Origin of the sequence: Providencia sp. 21OH12SH02B-Prov (assembly GCF_027362595.1) — a bacterium.
Classification (GTDB): Bacteria; Pseudomonadota; Gammaproteobacteria; order Enterobacterales; family Enterobacteriaceae; genus Providencia; species Providencia zhejiangensis.
In genome coordinates this window covers 3,031,834-3,054,298 of sequence record NZ_CP114796.1, presented here as the reverse complement: position 1 = coordinate 3,054,298, position 22,465 = coordinate 3,031,834, and the positions used below count along the sequence as shown (strand labels likewise).

At 40.2% G+C, this 22,465-nt stretch carries 17 protein-coding genes; 10 read left to right on the top strand and 7 right to left on the bottom strand.

Annotation, left to right across the window (positions count from 1 at the left end):
• Positions 1 to 3: 3 nt before the first annotated feature.
• The 7 genes from fur to O7C57_RS14275 all read right to left on the bottom strand — a co-directional run bounded on the left by fur (position 4) and on the right by O7C57_RS14275 (position 8,332).
• On the bottom strand, positions 4 to 453 hold the full coding sequence (fur, locus tag O7C57_RS14305) for a ferric iron uptake transcriptional regulator (RefSeq protein WP_154624615.1): 450 nt from the start codon (positions 451 to 453) through the stop codon (positions 4 to 6).
• A 168-nt stretch (positions 454 to 621) separates the two neighbouring features.
• Positions 622 to 1,149, bottom strand: coding sequence for a flavodoxin FldA (fldA, locus tag O7C57_RS14300; RefSeq protein ID WP_154624616.1), 528 nt, complete (start codon positions 1,147 to 1,149; stop codon positions 622 to 624).
• Positions 1,150 to 1,294: 145 nt separating this feature from the next.
• A complete protein-coding gene (ybfE, locus tag O7C57_RS14295) occupies positions 1,295 to 1,588 on the bottom strand; it encodes a LexA regulated protein (protein WP_154624617.1) in 294 nt (97 codons plus the stop codon).
• 170 nt (positions 1,589 to 1,758) lie between these two features.
• On the bottom strand, positions 1,759 to 3,867 hold the full coding sequence (locus O7C57_RS14290; protein WP_269723264.1) for a type I secretion system permease/ATPase: 2,109 nt from the start codon (positions 3,865 to 3,867) through the stop codon (positions 1,759 to 1,761).
• Positions 3,868 to 3,870: 3 nt separating this feature from the next.
• Positions 3,871 to 5,199: an HlyD family type I secretion periplasmic adaptor subunit gene (locus O7C57_RS14285; protein ID WP_269723263.1), complete on the bottom strand. Its 1,329-nt coding sequence runs from the start codon at positions 5,197 to 5,199 to the stop codon at positions 3,871 to 3,873.
• Between the two features lie 19 nt (positions 5,200 to 5,218).
• Entirely contained in the window at positions 5,219 to 7,306 is a 2,088-nt protein-coding gene (locus O7C57_RS14280; protein WP_269723262.1) for a peptidase domain-containing ABC transporter, read from the bottom strand.
• Between the two features lie 243 nt (positions 7,307 to 7,549).
• Positions 7,550 to 8,332: an alpha/beta fold hydrolase gene (locus O7C57_RS14275; RefSeq protein WP_247047728.1), complete on the bottom strand. Its 783-nt coding sequence runs from the start codon at positions 8,330 to 8,332 to the stop codon at positions 7,550 to 7,552.
• Between the two features lie 312 nt (positions 8,333 to 8,644).
• Here O7C57_RS14275 and seqA point away from each other — a divergent pair, with 312 nt between their 5' ends.
• The 10 genes from seqA (at position 8,645) to lpxK (ending at position 22,148) form a co-directional block, all read left to right on the top strand.
• Entirely contained in the window at positions 8,645 to 9,196 is a 552-nt protein-coding gene (gene seqA, locus O7C57_RS14270; RefSeq protein ID WP_154624622.1) for a replication initiation negative regulator SeqA, read from the top strand.
• Between the two features lie 60 nt (positions 9,197 to 9,256).
• A complete protein-coding gene (pgm, locus tag O7C57_RS14265; RefSeq protein WP_163862632.1) occupies positions 9,257 to 10,891 on the top strand; it encodes a phosphoglucomutase (alpha-D-glucose-1,6-bisphosphate-dependent) in 1,635 nt (544 codons plus the stop codon).
• 282 nt (positions 10,892 to 11,173) lie between these two features.
• Positions 11,174 to 12,262, top strand: coding sequence for a 3-phosphoserine/phosphohydroxythreonine transaminase (gene serC / locus O7C57_RS14260; protein ID WP_154624623.1), 1,089 nt, complete (start codon positions 11,174 to 11,176; stop codon positions 12,260 to 12,262).
• 106 nt (positions 12,263 to 12,368) lie between these two features.
• On the top strand, positions 12,369 to 13,643 hold the full coding sequence (gene aroA, locus O7C57_RS14255) for a 3-phosphoshikimate 1-carboxyvinyltransferase (protein ID WP_163863630.1): 1,275 nt from the start codon (positions 12,369 to 12,371) through the stop codon (positions 13,641 to 13,643).
• A 203-nt stretch (positions 13,644 to 13,846) separates the two neighbouring features.
• Positions 13,847 to 14,530, top strand: coding sequence for a (d)CMP kinase (cmk, locus tag O7C57_RS14250; RefSeq protein ID WP_154624624.1), 684 nt, complete (start codon positions 13,847 to 13,849; stop codon positions 14,528 to 14,530).
• Positions 14,531 to 14,705: 175 nt separating this feature from the next.
• Positions 14,706 to 16,379 (top strand): 30S ribosomal protein S1, encoded by a 1,674-nt coding sequence (rpsA, locus tag O7C57_RS14245; protein ID WP_163862629.1) that lies wholly within the window; start codon positions 14,706 to 14,708, stop codon positions 16,377 to 16,379.
• Between the two features lie 54 nt (positions 16,380 to 16,433).
• Positions 16,434 to 16,721, top strand: a complete 288-nt coding sequence (gene ihfB / locus O7C57_RS14240; protein WP_042846474.1) for an integration host factor subunit beta — start codon at positions 16,434 to 16,436, stop codon at positions 16,719 to 16,721.
• 329 nt (positions 16,722 to 17,050) lie between these two features.
• Positions 17,051 to 19,372 (top strand): DNA internalization-related competence protein ComEC/Rec2, encoded by a 2,322-nt coding sequence (locus O7C57_RS14235; protein ID WP_269723261.1) that lies wholly within the window; start codon positions 17,051 to 17,053, stop codon positions 19,370 to 19,372.
• 35 nt (positions 19,373 to 19,407) lie between these two features.
• On the top strand, positions 19,408 to 21,153 hold the full coding sequence (gene msbA / locus O7C57_RS14230) for a lipid A ABC transporter ATP-binding protein/permease MsbA (RefSeq protein ID WP_154622449.1): 1,746 nt from the start codon (positions 19,408 to 19,410) through the stop codon (positions 21,151 to 21,153).
• Positions 21,150 to 22,148, top strand: coding sequence for a tetraacyldisaccharide 4'-kinase (lpxK, locus tag O7C57_RS14225; RefSeq protein WP_251464496.1), 999 nt, complete (start codon positions 21,150 to 21,152; stop codon positions 22,146 to 22,148). Before msbA ends, lpxK begins: the two co-directional genes overlap by 4 nt.
• Positions 22,149 to 22,465: the final 317 nt, after the last annotated feature.

Genomic DNA, 22,465 nt, shown 5'->3' with positions numbered 1-22,465 from the left:
AAATTACTCTTTTGCTTCGTGAGCATCCGCATTTTCGCGGCAATCGCCATCAGCACAGTGACCATATAGGTACAAGCTGTGGTTAGAGAGTTTAATACCATGGCGTGCAGCAATATTGGTCTGACGTTCTTCAATGGATTTATCAGAGAATTCGATAACTTTACCACAATCTAAACAAATCAGATGATCGTGGTGGTGCTGTTGAGTCAGTTCAAAAACGGATTTACCGCCTTCAAAGTTATGACGTGTGACAATGCCAGCATCATCAAATTGGTTCAATACGCGGTATACCGTAGCCAGACCGATCTCTTCGCCCATATCAATGAGTTTTTTATAGAGATCTTCCGCACTGACGTGATGGCACTCAGGCTCCTGAAGTACTTCCAATATCTTTAATCTTGGAAGAGTGACTTTGAGTCCAGCATTCTTCAATGCTTTGTTGTTGTCTGTCATGCGGGTTTGTCCTGTATCTTAAATCATAAATTTAACAATAATGAGACATTTTTAACATAAGCTCAGTTGTCATCGAAACTGATTTACAATTATAGGCATGGAAATAAAAAATAGAAACCATGCTCTGTCTCATTATTATAATAGTTTCATTTTATTTCTATCGTCAGCTTAGCCCAAAATTTCGGCTAGAGACATCTCTTCTGAAATTTGTTGTACCCATGCATCAACGCGTTCTTCAGTCAGCTCAGGCTGGCGGTCTTCATCAATAGCAAGGCCGATAAAGTGATTATCATCTGCCATACCTTTAGACACTTCAAAATGGTAGCCATCTGTAGGCCAATGACCGACAATGACAGCGCCACGTGGTTCAATAATATCGCGAATGGTCCCCATTGCATCACAGAAGTATTCTGCGTAGTCTTCTTGGTCACCACAGCCAAATAGCGCGACAAGTTTGCCATCAAAATCAATTTCTTCGAGGGTTGGGAAAAAGTCATCCCAATCACATTGAGCTTCGCCGTAATACCAAGTTGGGATACCGAGAAGTAGAATATCGAATGCTTCAATATCTTCTTTGCTGCATTTAGCAATATCATGAACTTCCGCGTTCTCACTGCCTAATCTCTTTTGGATCATCTTGGCAATATTTTCTGTATTACCAGTGTCACTACCGAAGAAAATGCCTATGACTGCCATAAAGTGAATAACCTCTTGTTTTTCCAATCTGGTTTGTTCAAGCCAGATAGGGCTAAATTTGAACTAAAATAACGAGAATTTTGGCCCTATTTTGGCGAAAAAGCGTGAATAAATCTGTCGAATTTGTGTGATTTAGAAGAGGAAATCATTCACCAGAAGGCTCGTAGACCAGTGCTAGTTGTGACATCAACATTTCTTCTATTAGCTCACTACGGCTCATGTTTTTTTCATCAGCCAATTGATTCAATATGGCCACTGCATCTTCATTGAGTTTTAATTCGACGCGGCGTAGTCCTTTGACCTTATCACGCTTAAGTTGGTTTCGTTTGTTAATTCTTAATTGTTCATCCCGCGATAGCGGACTTGTTTTAGGTCGCCCAGGCCTGCGTTCCTCAGCGAACAAATCAAGGGTAGTGCGATCAGTTTGTTCTTTTGCCATATTTTTTTAATGCTAAAGGGCGTGTACCAATAATCCAGCGCGCAATGATACCCTAGCTGACTCCCTTGTACCATAGCGTATATGGAGCGAAAGTTATTGATAGTAAAAAAAAGAATGATTTGCTTGAAAAAGCACCAATCTAGATTCTATTGGTGCTAATTAAGCACAATTTACTGGGTCTGCTGCCGCCACAGATGGGCATAAACGCCATTTTTCTGTAGTAAATTTGGGTGGGTATCGATTTCGGCAATTTCGCCATCGCGAATAACACAAATCCTATCGGCATACTGAATCGTGTTTAAGCGATGTGCGATACTGATGACTGTCCTTCCTTTAGTAATAAGTGGCATATTCTTCATGATTGCGGCCTCTGAGTCATAATCTAACGCCGATGTGGCTTCATCAAGGATCAGAATATCGAGTTTTGTTAACAGTGCTCTAGCGAGTGCGATACGTTGACGTTGTCCCCCTGATAGATTAAGCCCGCGTTCAGACACAGGATAATTAAAATTATCGGGTAGTGACATGATAAAATCATAGGCACCGGCGAGAGTGGCAGCTTCAATCACCTCTTCATGGCTCGCTTGGGGGTGACTCAAACGAATGTTTTCCTCAATAGTACCGACAAATAGCTGGCTTTCTTGTAGTACTATACTCATGCGACGTCGCAACGCGATGGTATCACTGACAGCTAGGTCCATACCGTCAACGATAACTTGTCCCTGTTGCGGAATATATAACCGTTGTAGCAGTTTGGTTAAGGTACTTTTTCCAGACCCCGATGGTCCTGTAATACCAATAAACTCGCCCGCTTTAATGGTTAACGTTAGGTTACATAGCACCTCAGGTGTTTCTGGGTGATAACGAAAGCGAATATTATGGAAATCAATATTGCCTTGTATAGAAGCACTACTGGTAATCCCTTTTCTTTCATTTTCAATCGGCTCATCAAGGATGTCCCCTACACGACGAAGCGATATGATGGTATGTTGAAAATCTTGCCAAATTTGAGCTAAGCGCAGTACTGGTTGAGTGACATGAGCACTTAACATATTGTAAGCGACTAATTCACCCGCAGTCATTCCACCACTCATCACTTCTTTTACTCCGATCCAAAGTAACAAAGCGGTGGTGATTTTACTGACGAGCGTCATTAATTGTGTTGCCACTATACTCCGTAAAGTCACTTTGAAACCTTGAATAAGCTGTTTACTGAGCCGTTTTTGCCAGCGGCGATAGACGTATTTTTCGGTCGCGGTGGTTTTTATGGTTTCAATGCCAGTCATTGCCTCAGTCAAGAAAGTGAGACTATTTTCATCTGCTTGATAGGATTTTTCAGTGTGTAGACGAATGATTGGGCCGAGTATCATCCATAGAATACAAAAGAGTGCTAAAGACCCCATTAAGATCCATGACATGACAACACTGTAAGAAAATAAAACAGCCATAAAGAGAATGACAAATACTAGGTCGATAAATAACATTAATGTTGACCCCGTTAAAAACTGGCGAATGCGTGTCATTTCTCTTATACGAGCAATAATTTTTCCTGTTGGGCGCTGTTTAAAATAGTCGAGAGGTAACGCCATTAAATGGCGATATAACTTACCTGATAACTCAGCGCTAATCTGTGTACTGGTATAACTAAAAATTTTATTACGCAAAAAACTATAAATAGGTTCAACGAATGCTAAACCTACAATTCCTATGGCCAACACCTGTAAGCTATTTAAGCTGCGTCCGACTAAAACTTTATCGATAACATTTTGAAAAAACAACGGGCTAATTAAAGCAAAAATTTGCACAATTGCTGCCAAAATAAAGACATTTTTTAATTGCGACCGTTGTCTAAGTATTGAAGGGATAAACCAACTAATACCAAACGTTGTTTTTTTCTCTGTTTCAAATTGTTCTTTTATGAGTAAGAGTGTTAGGCTTTCAGGATAAGTTGAATGACGTTCATGCCAGTGAATGAATTCATTATTAATTGGATCAATTAAAATTAATTCATTCGATTTATCTTTGGACAGAATTCTCCAAAATCCATTTAAATAAATAAGGGCTGGTAATGGCACATCATGGATATTGGAGGTATCTAATAGGGTGATTTCAGTTTCATAGCCTATAATATGTGCACATTCTCTGAGCTCCCAATCTGTGGGGGAAAGCGCATGCATACCAATTGCATGCATCAACTGATCTTTTGTGACATTTTTTTGGTAATAATTTGCAATCCATACCAGAGCCTCTAGACCTGAGTTATTTTCAATTCCGTTCATGGATTATTTTTCCCTCATGGCAGTGGTCGTATATTCTTGGATTGGGCTTAACAAATAATCGATAATACGCCGTTTTTCGGTTTTTATTTCTGTCGTTACAGAGAGACCCGGTGTTAATTCAATTTTCTCGCCTTCAACAAATAAATTTTTCTTCTTTAACGCAATTTGTCCTAAAAAGACTAAGCCTAATTGTTCATCTTGAGTGCTATCTCTAGAGATAGAAACGACTTCTCCTTCAATCGTGCCATAGCGAGTGTAGGGAAAGGCATCGATTTTAACCGTTACATTTTGGCCTTCTCGAATAAAGCCAATATCTTTATTGAGAATTTTTACCTCGGCCAGCTGAACATCTTTGTTGGGGACTATTACCATCAGTTGTTGAGTAGGTTGTAGTACCGCGCCGAGTGTATAGGTAGCCAATTGTTGTACGGTACCATCCACTGGTGAACGAACGATCTTTAACTGTTCTCTTTCTTGATGTTTTAGTAATTCTTGCTCAGCAGAATCCTGTTTAAACTCTGCTTGTCGATATTTTTCATACCATTCTTGTCTTTTTTGTGTTTGTAACCGATGACGTTTTTCTTGTAATGAATCATATTGGTTATTGAGAATGGTTAGTTCTGACAGTTTTGCGGTTTTTTCTTTTTTAGCCATTAACAGTTCTTTTTCGTGTTCTAAAAATTCCTTTTGGCTAATCAGGTGTTTCTTGCTTAACGTCCGGTGTGCATCAAGACGTTTTTGGATATTATTTAATAGTGCATTCACATCTTTTAACTCATGCGTTCTTGCAAAGTAATGGGTACGATTAAGAGCCATTTCATTTTCGGTTTCTTTAATTAATGCGTCATACTCATTTTTTAAATTTTGATAGCTTTTTAAAACGCGCTGCTGCTCAGGGGCTAATAATTGACTAAATTCATGAGCGAATTTGGGATGAGTTTCCTCTAACAATGCATGATGTACTAATTTTTCAATTTTTTGAAAACTAATTTGATAGTTGAGAGTGAGGATATCTTGGCTTACCCCTAACACATTGACTCTTAATAAAGGGTCGCCTTGTTTAACTGTTTGGCCATTAGTCACATAAATATGTTGTAAACGACTCAACTCAAAAGCTTGAATAAATTGCGTATGACCTGAAACCACGAGTTTACCTTGTGCTGTGGCTTGAATATCCAATTTACCGATATATGACCAAACAATGGCTAATAAAATACCGATACTGATGGTTATGGCTGTTATTAATGCAAGGTATGACGGTGGGTTTTTTAATAAAGCCAAATGGGACGGTAAAAAATGATGATACCGAGTGTTCGCTGATCCTAATTTCATTGGGTTAACATCCATGTAATTATTTAAAAGATTGTTGTAGTGTCCACAAATGCTTATAAAATTGGCCTTGCTCAATGAGCTGTTGATGACTACCTTGCTCGACAATTTTACCTTTTTGCATAACGATAATGCGTTGGTGATGACGAATGGTAGAGAGACGATGAGCAATCGTAATAAGGGTTCTACCTTGAGCAATAAGCTGCATATTTTCCTGTATAACGGTTTGAGACTCATCATCTAATGCGCTTGTTGCTTCATCAAAAATAATAATTTTAGGATTCGCTAGTAGTGTTCGTGCTATCGCTATTCGCTGCCTTTGCCCGCCCGATAATGAGGCGCCACCTTCAGCTAATAAAGTGTCATACCCCATGGGCAGTTTTAAAATAAATTCATGGGCGCCGGCCATTTTAGCTGCATGGATCACTTCATCCATGGATGCGTTGGGATAAGTCTGGGCGATATTATCGAAAACAGTCTGGTTAAAAAGAAAGTTTTCTTGTAAAACGATACCAATTTGTTTTCTTAAAGAGTGTATGTTCAGCGATGATATTGGCGTATCATCTAAAAAGATCTCGCCTTTTTCTGGGGTATATAGCCGCAGTAATAAGCGTGCTAAGGTGCTTTTTCCCGAACCTGATGTGCCGACGATACCTAATGTTTCACCTGAACGAATGGCTAAATTAAAATTATCAAGAATATAAGCTTGATCAGGTTGATAACGGAAAGAAATATTACGTAAATAAATATTGCCGTTTAATTGATTATTATCGCGACCTTGTATTTGCTCGATCGGTAAATTAATCATTTGTGCGAGTTTTTCAATAGCCACTTTGGTTCTAATATAATCTCCCCAAAGCTTAACTAATTTCAGTAATGGTTGGCTTGCGTGATTAACCATTAGATGAAAAGCAATAAACTGTCCGATAGTCAGCTGTAATGCCAGCACTTCTGTCGCTCCAAGCCATAAAATAATGGCGCTGGTTAATTTTTCAATGACCATCACAATATATTCGGAACGAGAAGCGATTTGGCCAGCAGTGAAAGAAGTCTGGCTCATATCAGAAGTTTGTTGATCCCAACGGCGCGTAAAATGAGGTTCAATAGACAGGCTTTTAGCGGTCTCAATACCATTAATACTTTCTGTTAAAAATGAAGTGTTTATCGCTATGTTGGTAAATTGTTCATGTGCCGCAGCTTCAATTTTAGGCGTTAGCCACCAAGCAATTAATAGATAAAAAGGAATAGAACAGAGAAAAACCAGCGTGAGCGTCAGAGACAATACACTCATGACATATATAAAGACAAATAAGAAGAGAATATCGACACAAAGTGTAAAAAAGCTCCCTGTTAAAAACTCACGTATAGTTTCTAGTTCTTTAACTCTTGTGACAATAGCGCCGATTTGACGATTTTTGAAAAAAGAAAGGGGGAGGTGTAGCAAATGATTAACTAGCTTTAATCCTAAAGTGATATCGATTCGATTTACAGTATGGTTATAGATATATTCTCTCAACCCTTTGAGAGTCACCTCCATTATGGCGGCGACAATCAGACCAAAGATAAGAACATCTAGGGTCATCATACTATTATGAACTAAAACTTTATCCATAATGACTTGGATCATAAGAGGGCTGATCAAAGCAAGTATTTGCAACATAAATGAAAATAATAAAATACATGCAATAATTTTTTTATGTTTTAAAAACTCAGTTCGAAACCATGTAATATCAAATTGACTTTGCTTGGATTTAACGTGTAGCCATTTCCCACTCCATTTTTGCTTAAATTCCGCTAAGCTCCAAAGTTCCGGTGGATAATGACCAAATCGTTGAATAAGAACTTTTTCATGATTGAAATTAGCTAATAAATAAGCGGTGTCATCATGGTCGTAAATAATAGAGGGCGTATCTATTTTTTCAATGTTTTTGTTTTTTTGATTTTTATATTGAACGGTGACATGAACCTTTTTTTTAATGACGTGTAATGCCTCATTGAGATCTTTGGTATTATCAATGAGTTGATTAAACGCTTCCTGATTCATCCCATGAGTTAATCTTATTATCACACCAATAAAATGTAGTATTGATTGAGTATTATTATTGTCCATTATATCTGTGAACATTCCTTTGTTTTATTGCTGGTTGTAAAAATACATAACATCTATTTATCATCAAAATTGATGATAAAATAATTATTAATAGCAATAGATTGAGTTGAATAAATAGCTTGTCCAAAGATAATACAGAAATAATAATTATCAGTGTATTAAAGTTTGTCTTATATATTTTTATTTCGGGGATATTGATAATGAAGGGTTATTTATTCCCTTCATTATCAATGAAGCCTGAATTTATTCGTATTCAGGCAATGAGAGAAAACGATGAATGGCTCTTAGCACATGATCGGGTTTTTCAGCGTGAACCCAATGTCCAGCATCCGCAACCACCCAAGCTTTCGCATTAGGAAATTGTGCTGCAATTTGCTCGCGGTATTCCGCCTGAACATAAGGAGAGTTGCCACCGGGAATTAACAACACAGGTTTATCCCAGGTTGGTACAGTTTTCCAACCTATGATGGATTCATAATTTTCTTTGATGGCAGGAAGGTTAAATTTCCATTCACCCTGACGGAATGATTTGAGTAAAAACTGAATCACACTGTCTTCATCAAGATATTCACGCATAATGGCTGTGGCTTCTTGGCGGTTTTTAGCTCCGTTTCGGAGAACGGCTTCAAGGGCGGCGATAATCGTATCATGGCGACGAACCTGATAAGCAACAGGAGCCATGTCAATGGCGATAACTTTCTCAACAAAATCAGGTGCGATTTCTGTTGCGGCCATGGAAATTTTCCCTCCCATTGAATGACCTATCAGTATGGCGCTGTTATAGCCGAGGGATTGTAATAATGTAATGACATCTTGGGCCATTTGACGATATTCCATGGTATCTGCACGAAATGAATCGCCATGGTTTCTGACATCAACTTGGATAGTCTCAAAATATTTTTGTAAATCGCGACCTAACACGCCGAGATTATGCAAATCACCAAATAGGCCGTGAATAAGAACAACGGGGGTCGATGAGATTGGAGCTTCAGGTTTATGAATGGTATGGTTTAGCAGGGTAGTCATAATTTATTAATCAGCCTTTTAATCCTATATAAAGATATGATGACATGTACGCTATCAAAAACCAAATTGGCTGATTAATTCATCTATGCTATCAATAAAAGAATAAACATAACATAACGGAATTGATTTAGTTATCTATGTATTTTTTTCTTAATTAAACACAAAATAATCAATCAGGTGATAACTTACTGAAATATCGCTGAAGTTAGCGAGCTGTTTACTTTAAGTTATTGAAATTTTAATTGTTTTGTTTTTTTGAAATCTATCTTATAATCGCAAAGCAAATTTTAGTTAAAAAAGTACTGGGAAAAAATGAAAACGATAGAAGTTGATGAAGAGCTTTACCGCTATATAGCCAGCCATACACTGCATATCGGTGAAAGTGCATCGGATATTTTGCGCCGTATGTTAAATTTAAAGTCCGGTCAGCCAGTACAAGCCACCAAAGAACTCGGCAATGAACAACTGCCACAAACGGTTGTTGAAGAGACAAAGAAAACAACGATTACGCCGCAAAATCCAGTTAGGGTCATGAGAGAACTTCTGCTTTCTGATGCGTATGCAGAAAAAGGCAAAGCCATAGACCGTTTTATGCTAATTTTATCGACACTCTATAGCTTAGATGCGACTATCTTTGCTAATGCCACAGAGTCAATGCATGGTCGTACCCGCGTGTATTTTGCTGGCGATGAGCAAACACTGCTAGCCGCAGGCAAGCAGTCAAAACCTCGCCATATCCCAGGAACGCCATTCTGGGTAATCACCAATACAAATACCAATCGCAAACGTAGCATGGTTGAAGCCATCATGCAGGAGATGCAGTTCCCTGCCAATGTGATTGAGAAAGTTTGTAATACTATCTAATCTAAAAATTGAGGCATCGCTGGTGCTATGACCAAGGACCAGCGCATTGGGAGATAACAAGTGACAATTCATGAACGTGCAGGGCAGCTTCCATTTCAAACAGATTTGATTAATGTTGCACAACTAACCGCTCAATATTATCAATTGCAACCACAAGTCGGTAATCCTGAGCACGCTGTCAAGTTTGGCACGTCAGGGCATCGAGGTAGTGCCAGTAGAAAGAATTTTAATGAAAATCATATTCTTGCTATTGCTCAAGCGATTGCAGAGTTACGCCAACAGCAAGGTCTAACTGGCCCATGTTTTGTTGGTAAAGATACTCACGCGTTGTCTGAAGCTGCATTTATTTCTGTTATTGAAGTGTTAACTGCAAATCAGGTTAACGTTGTTATCCAAGCAGATAATGGTTTTACCCCAACGCCTGCCATATCTCATGCCATCCTTAGTTATAACCAGTCCCATCAAGATGTCGCCGATGGCATTGTGATTACCCCTTCACATAATCCCCCTGAAGATGGCGGTATTAAATATAACCCATCAAATGGGGGACCCGCGGATACCGATTTAACGTCAGTTATTGAAAAGAGAGCGAATCAATTATTGGCAGAAAAATTGGCTGGCGTGAAACGTATTTCTTTTGAAGAGGCTCTCGCCAGCGATTATGTGACAGAAAAAGATTTAGTGATGCCGTATGTCGCAGCACTCGGTGACGTCATTGATATGCAAGCGATTCAAAAAGCGGGCTTGAAATTAGGCGTGGATCCGCTTGGTGGCTCAGGTATCGAATATTGGCGAAAAATTGCGGAATATTATCAATTAGACCTAGAACTGGTTAACGATCAGTTAGATCAAACCTTCCGCTTTATGCCTCTCGATCATGATGGCGTGATCCGTATGGACTGTTCGTCACGTTGGGCGATGGCGGGGTTGCTAGGGATGAAAGAGAAGTTTGATTTAGCCTTTGCTAATGATCCCGATTATGACCGCCATGGTATTGTGACCCCAGCAGGCTTAATGAATCCAAACCACTACCTTGCTGTCGCGATCGATTATCTATTCCAGCATCGTCCTCAATGGCGAAAAGAGGTTGCTGTCGGTAAAACGCTGGTATCCAGTGCCATGATTGACCGTGTTGTTGCTGATAACGGTCGTGAGCTCGTGGAAGTTCCGGTTGGTTTTAAATGGTTTGTTGATGGACTCTTTAGCGGGTCATTAGGATTTGGGGGTGAAGAGAGCGCGGGTGCCTCTTTCCTAAAATTTGATGGTACGCCATGGTCCACAGATAAAGACGGCATTATTTTGTGTTTGTTAGCGGCTGAAATCACGGCAGTAACGGGGGAAAATCCTCAGCAGCGCTATAATAAATTAGCTGAAAAATTTGGCGCGCCAATCTATAGCCGTATCCAAGCTAAAGCCACTCATGCGCAAAAAGCGAAGTTAAGCAAATTATCACCTGAAATGGTCACCGCAGATTCTTTAGCGGGTGATAAAATTATTCAACGATTAACAACGGCTCCTGGTAATGGCGCTTCTATTGGCGGATTAAAAGTCATTACAGAGCATGGTTGGTTTGCTGCACGTCCATCAGGAACGGAAGAGGCTTATAAAATCTATTGTGAAAGCTTCCGTGGTGAAGAACATTTGCGTCAAATAGAGCAAGAAGCAATAGAAATTGTCAATAAAGTGATTGCTTAGTCACTCAGTTATTCACTGAAAAATATTTAAATCCCGATTATGGCCAACGAGCGATAATCGGGATTTTATTTTTTTTTAGCCTGCGATTGCTTGATAATATTGTGACGGTATTTGTTGTGACGCGATTAACAAAATTCCGCTCTTTTTTTACCTTTCATTCGCCTCATTCTATTTCTGCCTAACCCGACAATAACCGTTGCAGCCAGCGACGGGGGATGATACAACCATAGTCACTGAATTAATTTAACAAACATTGTTGAAATTGAAGATAGGGTGAAATCAATGAGTCAGGTTTATAATTTCAGTGCGGGTCCTGCAATGCTACCCGTCGAGGTCATGCGTCGTGCTGAACAGGAGTTTTGTAACTGGAAAGGTTTGGGCGTTTCTGTCATGGAAGTTAGCCACCGCGGTAAAGATTTTATTGCTGTGGCAGAAGAAGCAGAGCAAAATCTACGTGATCTGTTAAATATCCCACAAAATTATAAAGTGTTATTTTGCCATGGGGGTGCCCGCGGTCATTTTGCGGCATTGCCGATGAATCTATTAGGCGATAAATCCACCGCTGACTATATTGTTGGTGGATATTGGGCCGAATCAGCAGCAGAAGAAGCACAAAAATACTGCTCACCTAATATTATTCAAGTAAAACAAGAAAAAGACGGTGTTTTAGGTATTAAACCGATGAGTGAATGGCAATTAAGCCAAGAGGCAGCTTATGTTCACTACTGCCCTAATGAAACCATTGATGGTCTCGCTATTCATGAAGAACCTGATTTCCCTAAAGATAAAGTCATTATTGCAGATTATTCATCATCCATTCTTTCTAAACCTATCGATATTAGCCGTTACGGGGTTGTTTACGCTGGTGCACAGAAAAATATTGGTCCTGCCGGCTTAACAATTGTGATTATTCGTGAAGATTTACTCGGTAAAGCAGCAAAACAAACACCTTCCGTGCTGGATTATACGGTGCTGGCTAAATATGACTCTATGTTTAATACACCGCCTACCTTTGCTTGGTACTTATCAGGCATGGTTTTCAAATGGTTAAAAGAACAGGGCGGCCTGCAAGAGATGGCAAAACGTAACTATGAAAAATCCCAGTTACTGTATAACGCAATCGATGACAGTGAGTTTTATATCAACCGAGTCGCGGTGGAAAATCGTTCGTGGATGAACGTGCCTTTCCAAATGCAAAACCCTGCACTGGATGAAAAATTCCTTGAGGAAGCAAAAGCACAAGGCCTATTGTCACTCAAAGGGCACCGTGTTTCTGGTGGTATGCGTGCATCAATCTATAATGCAATGCCATTAGCTGGGGTCCAAGCTCTTGTTGACTTTATGGCTGACTTTGAACGTCGCCACGCGTAATCGATTTCCCGACCTAAGCATTGAATGTTAGGTCGGGTTTTACTCTCTTCTATTTTGAAAACGATAATAAATTATTAGGAAAACAGTATTGGAGAACCCGCGCTTTATGCAATCCCTGACATTACAACCTATCTCTTCAATCAACGGAACGATCAACCTGCCAGGGTCTAAAAGTGTATCGAACCGAGCGCTTTTATTAGCGGCAATGGCTAACGGCACAACGGTGCTGACAAACTTATTAGACAGTGATGATATTCGCCATATGCTGAATGCATTAAGCCAATTAGGTATTGATTATCAATTGTCTGAAGATAAAACCCGTTGCAGTGTTAAAGGTCTTGGCGGCATTCTGTGTCACCCAGAACAATTAGATATTTTTCTAGGCAATGCGGGTACGGCAATGCGTCCTTTAACGGCAGTACTCTCGTTAGCCGCGAATAACATTATTCTAACCGGCGAGCCTCGCATGAAAGAGCGCCCAATTGGGCATCTAGTTGATGCTTTACGTGAAGGCGGGGCCGTTATTGAATATTTAGAACAAGAGAATTATCCCCCCATTCGTTTACAAGGTGGTTTTTCTGGTGGCGCAATATCGGTGGATGGTTCGGTTTCCAGCCAATTTTTAACCGCGCTTCTCATGGCAGCGCCCTTGGCGAAGAAAGATACCGTCATTACGATTTCAGGTGATTTGGTTTCAAAACCTTATATTGATATTACACTTGCATTGATGGATACATTCGGTGTCAAAGTAGAAAATCATCAATACCAGCAATTTATTATTCAGGGACAACAGCAGTATCAATCACCGGGTGAATATTTGGTTGAAGGTGATGCTTCGTCCGCTTCTTATTTCCTCGCCGCAGCGGCAATTAAAGGGGGAACAGTAAGGGTGACAGGTATTGGCCGTAATAGCCTACAGGGTGATACTAAATTTGCCAATGTACTGGAAAAAATGGGAGCGACAATCCGTTGGGGGGATGACTTTGTTGAGTGTGAACGAGGGACTCTTAGCGGCATTGATATGGATATGAATGCTATCCCCGATGCGGCAATGACAATTGGTACCGTCGCCTTATTTGCGAAAGGGGAAACCGTGATCCGCAATATTTACAACTGGCGTGTAAAAGAAACTGACAGGTTGTATGCAATGGCGACAGAATTACGAAAAGTCGGTGCTGAAGTTGAAGAAGGATATGATTTTATTCGTATTGTTCCTCCAGCACAATTGCAGCATGCGGAAATTGAAACGTACAACGATCATCGAATTGCAATGTGTTTTTCACTGGTGGCTCTATCCGATACACCAGTGACAATTCTTGATCCTGGCTGTACAGCAAAAACATTCCCTGATTATTTCCAACAGCTGGCACGTTTGAGTTAAATTTTAATCAATCGACTGACTGACATAAATAGCCGTAATGTCAGTCAGTGCCTTCATTTCATCGTTGCTAACGTTATTTGGTCTAGGTTTTTTCTTTAACTCATTGGCAAGCACTTATTTCACAAAATCGTCGAGTAGGTATAATACAGCCACAGATTTTAATTGCAGGTGCTTAAATCACTTGCAGATGAAGGAGACCTTTTATGGTGGCTGTAGCCCCTGTAATCACCGTTGATGGACCAAGCGGAGCTGGTAAAGGTACATTATGCCAAGCGCTGGCAAATCAGTTTGGATGGCAACTCTTAGATTCTGGCGCTATTTATCGCGTTCTCGCATTAGCAGCACTGCATCATCATGTTGATATTCAGTCAGAAGATGCGTTAGTGCCTTTAGCGGCAAATCTCGATGTACGCTTTGTACCTGAAGAAGACCAGTTAAAAGTGATTTTAGAAGGCGAAGATGTTTCAAATCAAATTCGTACTGAAGATGTCGGTAAGACAGCATCACAAATAGCGGCTTTCCCCCGCGTAAGGGAAGCTTTGCTGCGCCGTCAGCGCGCTTTTAGGGCTATGCCTGGGCTGATTGCGGATGGCCGTGATATGGGAACCGTTGTTTTTCCTGATGCGCCAGTCAAAATTTTCCTGGATGCCTCTGCCGAAGAGCGAGCTCATCGACGTATGAAGCAGTTGCAGGAAAAAGGGTTTGATGTTAACTTTGAACGACTTTTGACCGAAATACAAGAACGTGATTATCGGGATCGTAACCGTAAAGTTGCGCCTTTAGTCGCCGCGAAGGATGCTTTAATACTGGATTCCACAAGTATGTCTATTGGGGAAGTCATTGAAAAAGCACAGGCCTATGCGAAAAAAATTCTACAATTATCTTAATAATTGGCTGTATTTTAGCTTATAATGTAGATAGTATACGCACTTAATACTATGTTGATTTTTAGTTCAACATGGTAGCAACCTTATGACATGGAAAGTTGTGGGGTATGTGAAACAACCCCATTTGGCCGGAAGCTGAATGGACGTTAATTAAAAACCCTTGAAGATCATTAATATGACAGAATCTTTTGCTCAACTCTTTGAAGAATCCCTGCAGAATATTGAAACCCGTCCTGGTTCTATCGTCCGTGGTACAGTTGTTGCCATCGATAAAGACGTTGTTCTAGTTGACGCAGGTCTGAAATCTGAATCTGCTATCCCAGTAGAACAATTCAAAAATGCTCAGGGTGAGCTAGAAATCCAAGTTGGCGACGAAATCGACGTAGCTCTGGATGCAGTTGAAGATGGTTTCGGTGAAACTATCCTTTCTCGTGAGAAAGCTAAACGTCATGAAGCATGGCTGATGCTGGAAAAAGCTTACGAAGAAGCTGAAACTGTAACAGGTGTTATCAACGGTAAAGTTAAAGGTGGTTTCACTGTTGAACTGAACGGCATCCGTGCGTTCTTACCTGGTTCACTGGTAGACGTTCGCCCAGTTCGTGACACTACGCACTTGGAAGGCAAAGAGCTAGAGTTCAAAGTTATTAAGCTGGATCAGAAACGCAACAACGTTGTTGTTTCTCGCCGTGCTGTAATTGAATCTGAAAGCAGCGCAGAACGTGATCAACTGCTCGAAAATCTGCAAGAAGGCATGGAAGTTAAAGGTATCGTTAAGAACCTTACTGACTACGGTGCATTCGTTGACCTCGGCGGTGTTGATGGCCTGCTGCACATCACTGATATGGCTTGGAAACGTGTTAAACACCCAAGCGAAATCGTCAATGTTGGTGATGAAATCACAGTTAAAGTTCTGAAATTCGACCGTGAGCGCACTCGTGTTTCTCTGGGTCTGAAACAACTGGGCGAAGATCCTTGGGTCGCAATCGCTAAACGTTACCCAGAAGGTACTAAACTGACTGGTCGCGTTACTAACCTGACTGACTATGGTTGCTTCGTAGAAATCGAAGAAGGCGTTGAAGGTCTGGTTCACGTTTCAGAAATGGATTGGACTAACAAAAACATCCACCCATCTAAAGTTGTGAATGTTGGTGATGTTGTTGAAGTTATGGTTCTGGATATCGATGAAGAACGTCGTCGTATCTCCCTGGGCCTGAAACAATGCAAATCTAACCCATGGCAGCAATTTGCAGAAACTCACAACAAAGGCGACCGCGTTGAAGGTAAAATCAAGTCAATCACTGACTTTGGTATCTTCATCGGACTGGAAGGCGGTATCGATGGCCTGGTTCACCTGTCTGACATCTCCTGGAACGTTGCAGGCGAAGAAGCAGTTCGTGAATACAAAAAAGGTGACGAAATCGCAGCTGTTGTTCTGCAAGTCGATGCAGAGCGTGAGCGTATTTCTCTAGGTGTTAAGCAGTTAGCTGAAGATCCATTCAACAACTACTTAGCAGCAACTAAGAAAGGCGCAATCGTAACTGGTAAAGTTATCGCAGTTGATGCTAAAGGTGCAACTGTTGAGCTGACTCTGGGCGTTGAAGGTTACCTACGTGCTTCTGAAGCTTCACGTGACCGTGTTGAAGATGCAACACAGATTCTGAAAGTAGGTGATGATGTTGAAGCTAAATACACGGGTGTTGACCGTAAAAACCGTGTAATCAACCTGTCTGTTCGTGCAAAAGACGAAGCTGATGAAAAAGACGCTATCGCTACTGTGAACAAGCAAGAAGATACTAGCTTTGGTAACAACGCAATGGCTGAAGCTTTCAAAGCAGCTAAAGGCGAATAATTAAGGTGGGGGCACGAAAGTTGCCCCTTCGTAACGGTAGTTTAGGGAGGTACTATGACCAAGTCTGAGTTAATCGAAAGACTGGCTAGCCAGCAATCTCATTTGTCAGCAAAAACGGTCGAGGAAGCTGTTAAAGAAATTCTCGAGCATATGGCAGATACCCTGGCTGGTGGTGAACGTATAGAAGTCCGCGGATTCGGCAGTTTTTCTCTTCACTACCGTGCTCCGCGTGTTGGGCGTAACCCAAAAACTGGAGACAAAGTGGAGTTGGAAGGTAAATACGTTCCTCACTTTAAACCCGGTAAGGAATTACGTGACCGTGTAAATATTTATGGTCAGTAATTGACTATAAATCTTAATTATTAGTTCAAAACGGCGTTTACATTATGTAGCGCCGTTTTTTATTATTTAACTAACTAACTAACTAACTAACTAACTAACTAACTAACTAACTAACTAACTAACTAAACAAATAAATGGTAAGTAGAGGGGTTTGCATCTTAAATAAGAAAATTATTCGCAATTTGCGAAGGCGCACTTAAAAAAGATCACATTTTTCTGATTTGCATTCATAACTGGGAAGCTGCTCGTATCATTGATTATGATACGTTTATTAATATTATTGGCCTAAGTATGCTAATTATTCACGTGGCGTACTGAGAGGCGATACTATGCTTGAAAGTTGGTTGGCGCTTTTTCGAGGGGGAAAACTTTCCTATACTTTAGCAGCAATAGCCATTTTCATAGGCGCACTACCTATTTTATTTATTCATGATATTCCCCAAATAAATTATTTATTAATAATTTTATTGCTTTTCTTCGCTTTTATTAAAGCCCAACGCAATTTAAAGTTTTTTATTTTAATCATCATCTCTTTTATATGGGCATGTTGGCATGCAAATGAGGTTATCGAAAAAATAAATCTCTTATCTCAACGGTATCAACCTTTAGATATTACGATTATCAGTTCTCCTTTATTCAATCAAGAGAAAGGGAAAATCAAGGTCAGAATAGATAAAATAGAGGGGAAATTTGTTTTTCCTCCACTTTATGCGGTATGGCAAGCGAAAGGTAAAACGAATAATAAACTTTGTGAAGGGCAGTCTTGGCGGATTCATGCGCGTTTAAACCCATTACATGCCTCTTTGAATGAAGGAGGATTCGACCAACAACGTTATCGCTTATCTCAACGTATTATAGGGAAATTAAAAAGCTCACAATCTACAGTGATTAATTCCCAGTGCTCACCTAGACATAATATCATCGAGTCGTACAAGAAGAATATATCCATATTAGAAAATGCAGGTATCACTTATGCATTAATGTTTGGAGAACGCGGGTTATTAACAACAGAATTATCCATGCTGTTGCAAAATACGGGTGTGAGTCATCTGATTGCGATATCTGGTTTACATATTGGTTTATCTTATCTTTTAGGCTATTGGATTGCGCGGCTTTTACTTTACCGACTTCCCCGTTACTTCATTAATCCTAACATACCGATTGTCATCGGTTTTATTTTTGCTGGGCTTTATGGATGGATTTCAGGCTTCGCGATTCCTGCGGTAAGAGCTCTAATTGCATTAGGGTTATGGATATATATTACACAGCAAAATAGCCGTTATTTCTCATGGCAATGGGCAATATGGAGTATCGGGCTAATTATTGCGGCGGACCCTTTAGCAATATTGTCTGATAGTTTTTGGCTGTCCAGTTTTGCGGTGTTAGCCATTTTATATTGGTTCCAATTATTCCCTTTGGCGTCATATTCTCATTACCCTAAAATAATGCGATGGATTATTCCCTTTATTCATCTACAAGTCGGGTTATTAATCTTATTAGCGCCAATACAAATCATGCTATTTCAAGGTTTTAACTTAATGAATTTTTGGGCTAATTTATGGTTAGTGCCAATTGTGTCATGGTTAGTTGTTCCTTTCATTTTGTTATCATTTCTATTGTTGCCGTTTCCAGTACCTGATATCCATCAGTTTATTTTACAGCTTATCGATAGGATCATATCGCTAGGCATAAAGCCATTAAAGGGGTTAAGTCATTTTTGGTTTGAGCTACCATCAATATCAGTATGGCTCTTTTTATTTTGTTGGCTAATCGGCGGATTTATCACATTTGGTTGGTATAAATCTTATATTGGATTATTAGGTTGTATTATTGCGATATGTATAGGGACAGAGAACAACGCTGATAAAGAGGAGCCACAATGGAGCTTAACTACCCTTGATATAGGCCATGGGCTTGCTGTCATTATACAACAAAATGGGGTGGCGTATCTCTATGATACAGGAAACCGTTGGGCTGATGGAAATAATGCACAACGGCAGATAATCCCTTACCTCAAACGCAAAAAAATTATTCCTATGGGGATTATTTTGAGTCATAACCATCTCGATCATACTGGTGGTGTTAATTTCCTAACTAGGCAATACCCTTGGTTAAATATACGCAGCAGTTTTGGCGGTAAAAAGCACCTTCCTTGTTATAAAGGGCAGCGCTGGCAATGGGGCAAGCTGAATTTTGAAGTACTGTGGCCGGAACAGTTATCTAAAAAGTCACACAATAATGATTCTTGTGTCATTATGTTGAGTGATGGAAAGCATAAAATTTTACTGACAGGTGATATAGAAAATCAGGGAGAAAAAGCGATCACCGCACTTTATAAGCATCAATTAGATTCAGATATTCTGTTTGCACCACACCATGGTAGTAATACTTCATCAACCTCATTATTCATTAGAACCGTTTCACCAAAGGTGGTATTAGTCTCTTCTGCAAGATACAGCCCTTGGAAAATACCATCGCATAAAGTGTATTTACGGTACAAACACAGTAATATTAAATGGATTAACACGGCGGAATCTGGACAGATAACCGTTTGGTTTAAAAAAGAAAAATTACAAATAGCTCGGTATAGACAGGAAATACATCCACGCTGGTATCATCTCTGGTTTGGTGATCTGACATTTCCCGAGTAGAATAGTGCGCTTACATTAAGTTTGGTAATAATAATATGATTGATAAAGACCTTTCGACACGACAAACGTTTCGCCGGTTATGGCCTACTATTTCGCCGTTTAAAGCGGGTTTGGTTGTTGCAGCTATTGCCTTGATCATCAACGCAGCAGGGGATGCGTTTATGATTTCTTTATTAAAACCTTTACTCGATGAAGGGTTTGATAAAGCAGATAATGACGTTTTAAAATGGCTCCCTATTGCGGTGTTAGGTCTAATTGTTATCCGCGGATTGTCCAGTTTTGTTTCGACCTATTGTGTTTCTTGGGTTTCTGGGCAAGTCGTCATGAGTATGCGTCGTAGGTTATTCCGCCATATGATGGGGATGCCAGTCAGCTTTTTTGATCAGCAATCAACTGGCACGCTACTGTCCCGTATTACCTATGACTCTGAACAGGTTGCAGCATCATCTTCCGGTGCATTAATCACCATTATTCGCGAAAGCGCATACATCATCGGTTTATTTGCGATGATGTTCTATTATAGCTGGCAACTGTCCCTCATTCTGATTGTTATCGCACCTATTGTCTCGATTACGATCCGTATCGTTTCAAAGCGGTTTCGTAAGATCAGCAAAAATATGCAAACAGGCATGGGGCATGTGACGGCCAGTGCTGAACAAATGCTAAAAGGGCATAAAGAAGTTTTAATTTTTGGTGGGCAGAAAGTTGAAACTGAGCGCTTTAATAAAGTCAGTAATAATATGCGTAGCCAGTCGATGAAAATGGTTACCGCATCGGCGATTTCAGATCCTATCATCCAGTTAATTGCCTCTTTTGCACTGGCATTTGTTTTATATGCAGCAAGCTTCCCTGAGATTCGTGAGCAATTAACGTCGGGAACTATTGCGGTTGTCTTTTCATCAATGTTTGCATTAATGCGCCCTTTGAAATCGTTAACTAATGTTAACTCTCAATTTCAACGTGGTATGGCTGCATGCCAAACGCTGTTTGCGATTTTAGACAGTGAACAAGAAAAAGATGAAGGAACTAAAGTACTCTCGAATGTGAAGGGGGATATTGAGTTTAAAAATGTGACCTTTACCTATGCGACGAAAGAGCATCCAGCATTAGAGGATATTTCTTTCACTTTACCCGCAGGTAAATCTGTTGCTTTAGTCGGGCGTTCAGGTTCTGGTAAATCTACCATCGCCAATTTGATTACGCGTTTTTATGATATTGATAAAGGCAGTATTTATATTGATGGCCACGATATCAAAGAATACACGCTGGAGTCACTTCGTAGCCAAGTTGCTTTAGTATCGCAACACGTTTATTTATTCAATGACACTATTGCGAACAACATCGCTTATGCTACCGATGGGCGTTTTAGCCGCGAACAAATTGAAAAAGCAGCAGAGATGGCTTATGCGATGGACTTTATCTCAAAACTTGATAAGGGATTAGATACGGTTATTGGCGAAAATGGGGTGATGTTATCTGGAGGGCAGCGCCAACGTATCGCGATTGCGAGAGCATTACTGCGCGATGCACCGATCCTGATCTTGGATGAAGCAACATCAGCACTTGATACGGAATCTGAAAGAGCGATTCAAGCCGCGTTAGATGAATTGCAAAAAAATAGAACATCTTTAGTGATTGCTCACCGCTTATCGACGATTGAGAACGCGGATGAAATTGTCGTTGTCCAAGATGGTCGTATTATTGAACGTGGTAACCATAAAGAATTATTGGCTAAAAATGGTGCCTATGCTCAATTACATAAGATACAGTTTAGCCAATGATAGAACGAATCTGGGCGGGCCAATCATGGCTTTATATCTTACTCCTTCCGCTATCACTACTATATGGTGTGATCGCGTTAGTTAGACGTATGGCTTATAAAGTTGGCCTATTGCCTTCTTGGAAGGCACCCGTTCCAGTGATTGTTGTAGGTAATTTAACGGCAGGGGGAAATGGTAAAACGCCTGTCGTTATTTGGTTAGTTGAATCACTAACCCAAAAAGGTTATCGCGTTGGTGTTGTTTCTCGTGGCTATGGTGGGAAAGCTCAACACTATCCGTTAGTCGTTTCATCCACCACTACCACCTCAGAGGCCGGTGATGAACCAATTTTAATTCATTATCGCACTCAAGTCCCCGTAGCCGTGGCTCCCAAGCGTAGTGATGCAGTGAAAGCATTACTCGAAGCTTATTCATTAGATGTGATCGTGACTGATGACGGTTTACAGCATTATGCCCTTGCTAGAGACTATGAAATTGTTGTGATTGATGGTCAGCGTCGTTTTGGAAATGGCTGGTGGCTACCCGCAGGGCCAATGCGTGAACGAGCAGGGCGTTTGAACTCCGTTAACGCGGTGATCGTCAATGGTGGGCAACCAAAATCTAATGAAATAACCATGGCATTAGAAGGTGATGCGGCCGTTAATTTACTCAGTGGTGAAAAATGTGCCGTTAGCGATCTCAAGCAAGTGATTGCTATGGCTGGTATTGGTCATCCCCCTCGTTTTTTTGATTCTCTTGAAAAAAAGGGTATACAAGTTATTCAATCTTACGCTTTTGCAGATCATCATCCTTATCAAAAACAGCAACTGTCAGCGCTAACACCAAATGATGAGCCATTATTAATGACAGAAAAAGATGCGGTTAAATGCCAGTCTTTCGCTCAAGCTAATTGGTGGTATCTACCTGTTGATGCATCTTTTGATGCTCAAGGTGAGATAAAAATACTCAATGAAATAAAAAATACGATAGAGCGCCATAAAAAAACTTGTCTCTAACCATTTACTGTGATAATAATATCTACAACGTGATATAGATCTCCTTATTGTATGTATAAATGTAATACATTGATAAATAGAGACTATATTTAATTGACTCACGACCAGTTTATTTAGTTAGTCTTTATATCCTCGCAATTTCCACGTTTACTCATCAGTTTTGTCATCTTAATGTCAAAGAGTGCTGTTAAGTTACAGTGGATTATTGGTACGTGGAAGGTCGTTAATTGTATGTGTTATTTGATAAAGCACATCTAATGGTAATAGTTTACTTGCTCTTAAAGCGTTTTAATAAATCGGCAATTTATCATGGGGTA

Excerpts from the sequence above, each read along its gene's own strand:
- O7C57_RS14290 (WP_269723264.1), bottom strand. The coding sequence starts at position 3,867 with ATGAACGGAATTGAAAATAACTCAGGTCTAGAGGCTCTGGTATGGATT.
- cmk (WP_154624624.1), top strand. The coding sequence starts at position 13,847 with ATGGTGGCTGTAGCCCCTGTAATCACCGTTGATGGACCAAGCGGAGCT.
- lpxK (WP_251464496.1), top strand. The coding sequence starts at position 21,150 with ATGATAGAACGAATCTGGGCGGGCCAATCATGGCTTTATATCTTACTC.
- O7C57_RS14275 (WP_247047728.1), bottom strand. The coding sequence starts at position 8,332 with ATGACTACCCTGCTAAACCATACCATTCATAAACCTGAAGCTCCAATC.
- ihfB (WP_042846474.1), top strand. The coding sequence starts at position 16,434 with ATGACCAAGTCTGAGTTAATCGAAAGACTGGCTAGCCAGCAATCTCAT.
- ybfE (WP_154624617.1), bottom strand. The coding sequence starts at position 1,588 with ATGGCAAAAGAACAAACTGATCGCACTACCCTTGATTTGTTCGCTGAG.
- fur (WP_154624615.1), bottom strand. The coding sequence starts at position 453 with ATGACAGACAACAACAAAGCATTGAAGAATGCTGGACTCAAAGTCACT.
- seqA (WP_154624622.1), top strand. The coding sequence starts at position 8,645 with ATGAAAACGATAGAAGTTGATGAAGAGCTTTACCGCTATATAGCCAGC.
- fldA (WP_154624616.1), bottom strand. The coding sequence starts at position 1,149 with ATGGCAGTCATAGGCATTTTCTTCGGTAGTGACACTGGTAATACAGAA.
- O7C57_RS14280 (WP_269723262.1), bottom strand. The coding sequence starts at position 7,306 with ATGGACAATAATAATACTCAATCAATACTACATTTTATTGGTGTGATA.
- O7C57_RS14235 (WP_269723261.1), top strand. The coding sequence starts at position 17,051 with ATGCTTGAAAGTTGGTTGGCGCTTTTTCGAGGGGGAAAACTTTCCTAT.
- msbA (WP_154622449.1), top strand. The coding sequence starts at position 19,408 with ATGATTGATAAAGACCTTTCGACACGACAAACGTTTCGCCGGTTATGG.
- serC (WP_154624623.1), top strand. The coding sequence starts at position 11,174 with ATGAGTCAGGTTTATAATTTCAGTGCGGGTCCTGCAATGCTACCCGTC.
- aroA (WP_163863630.1), top strand. The coding sequence starts at position 12,369 with ATGCAATCCCTGACATTACAACCTATCTCTTCAATCAACGGAACGATC.
- O7C57_RS14285 (WP_269723263.1), bottom strand. The coding sequence starts at position 5,199 with ATGAAATTAGGATCAGCGAACACTCGGTATCATCATTTTTTACCGTCC.
- rpsA (WP_163862629.1), top strand. The coding sequence starts at position 14,706 with ATGACAGAATCTTTTGCTCAACTCTTTGAAGAATCCCTGCAGAATATT.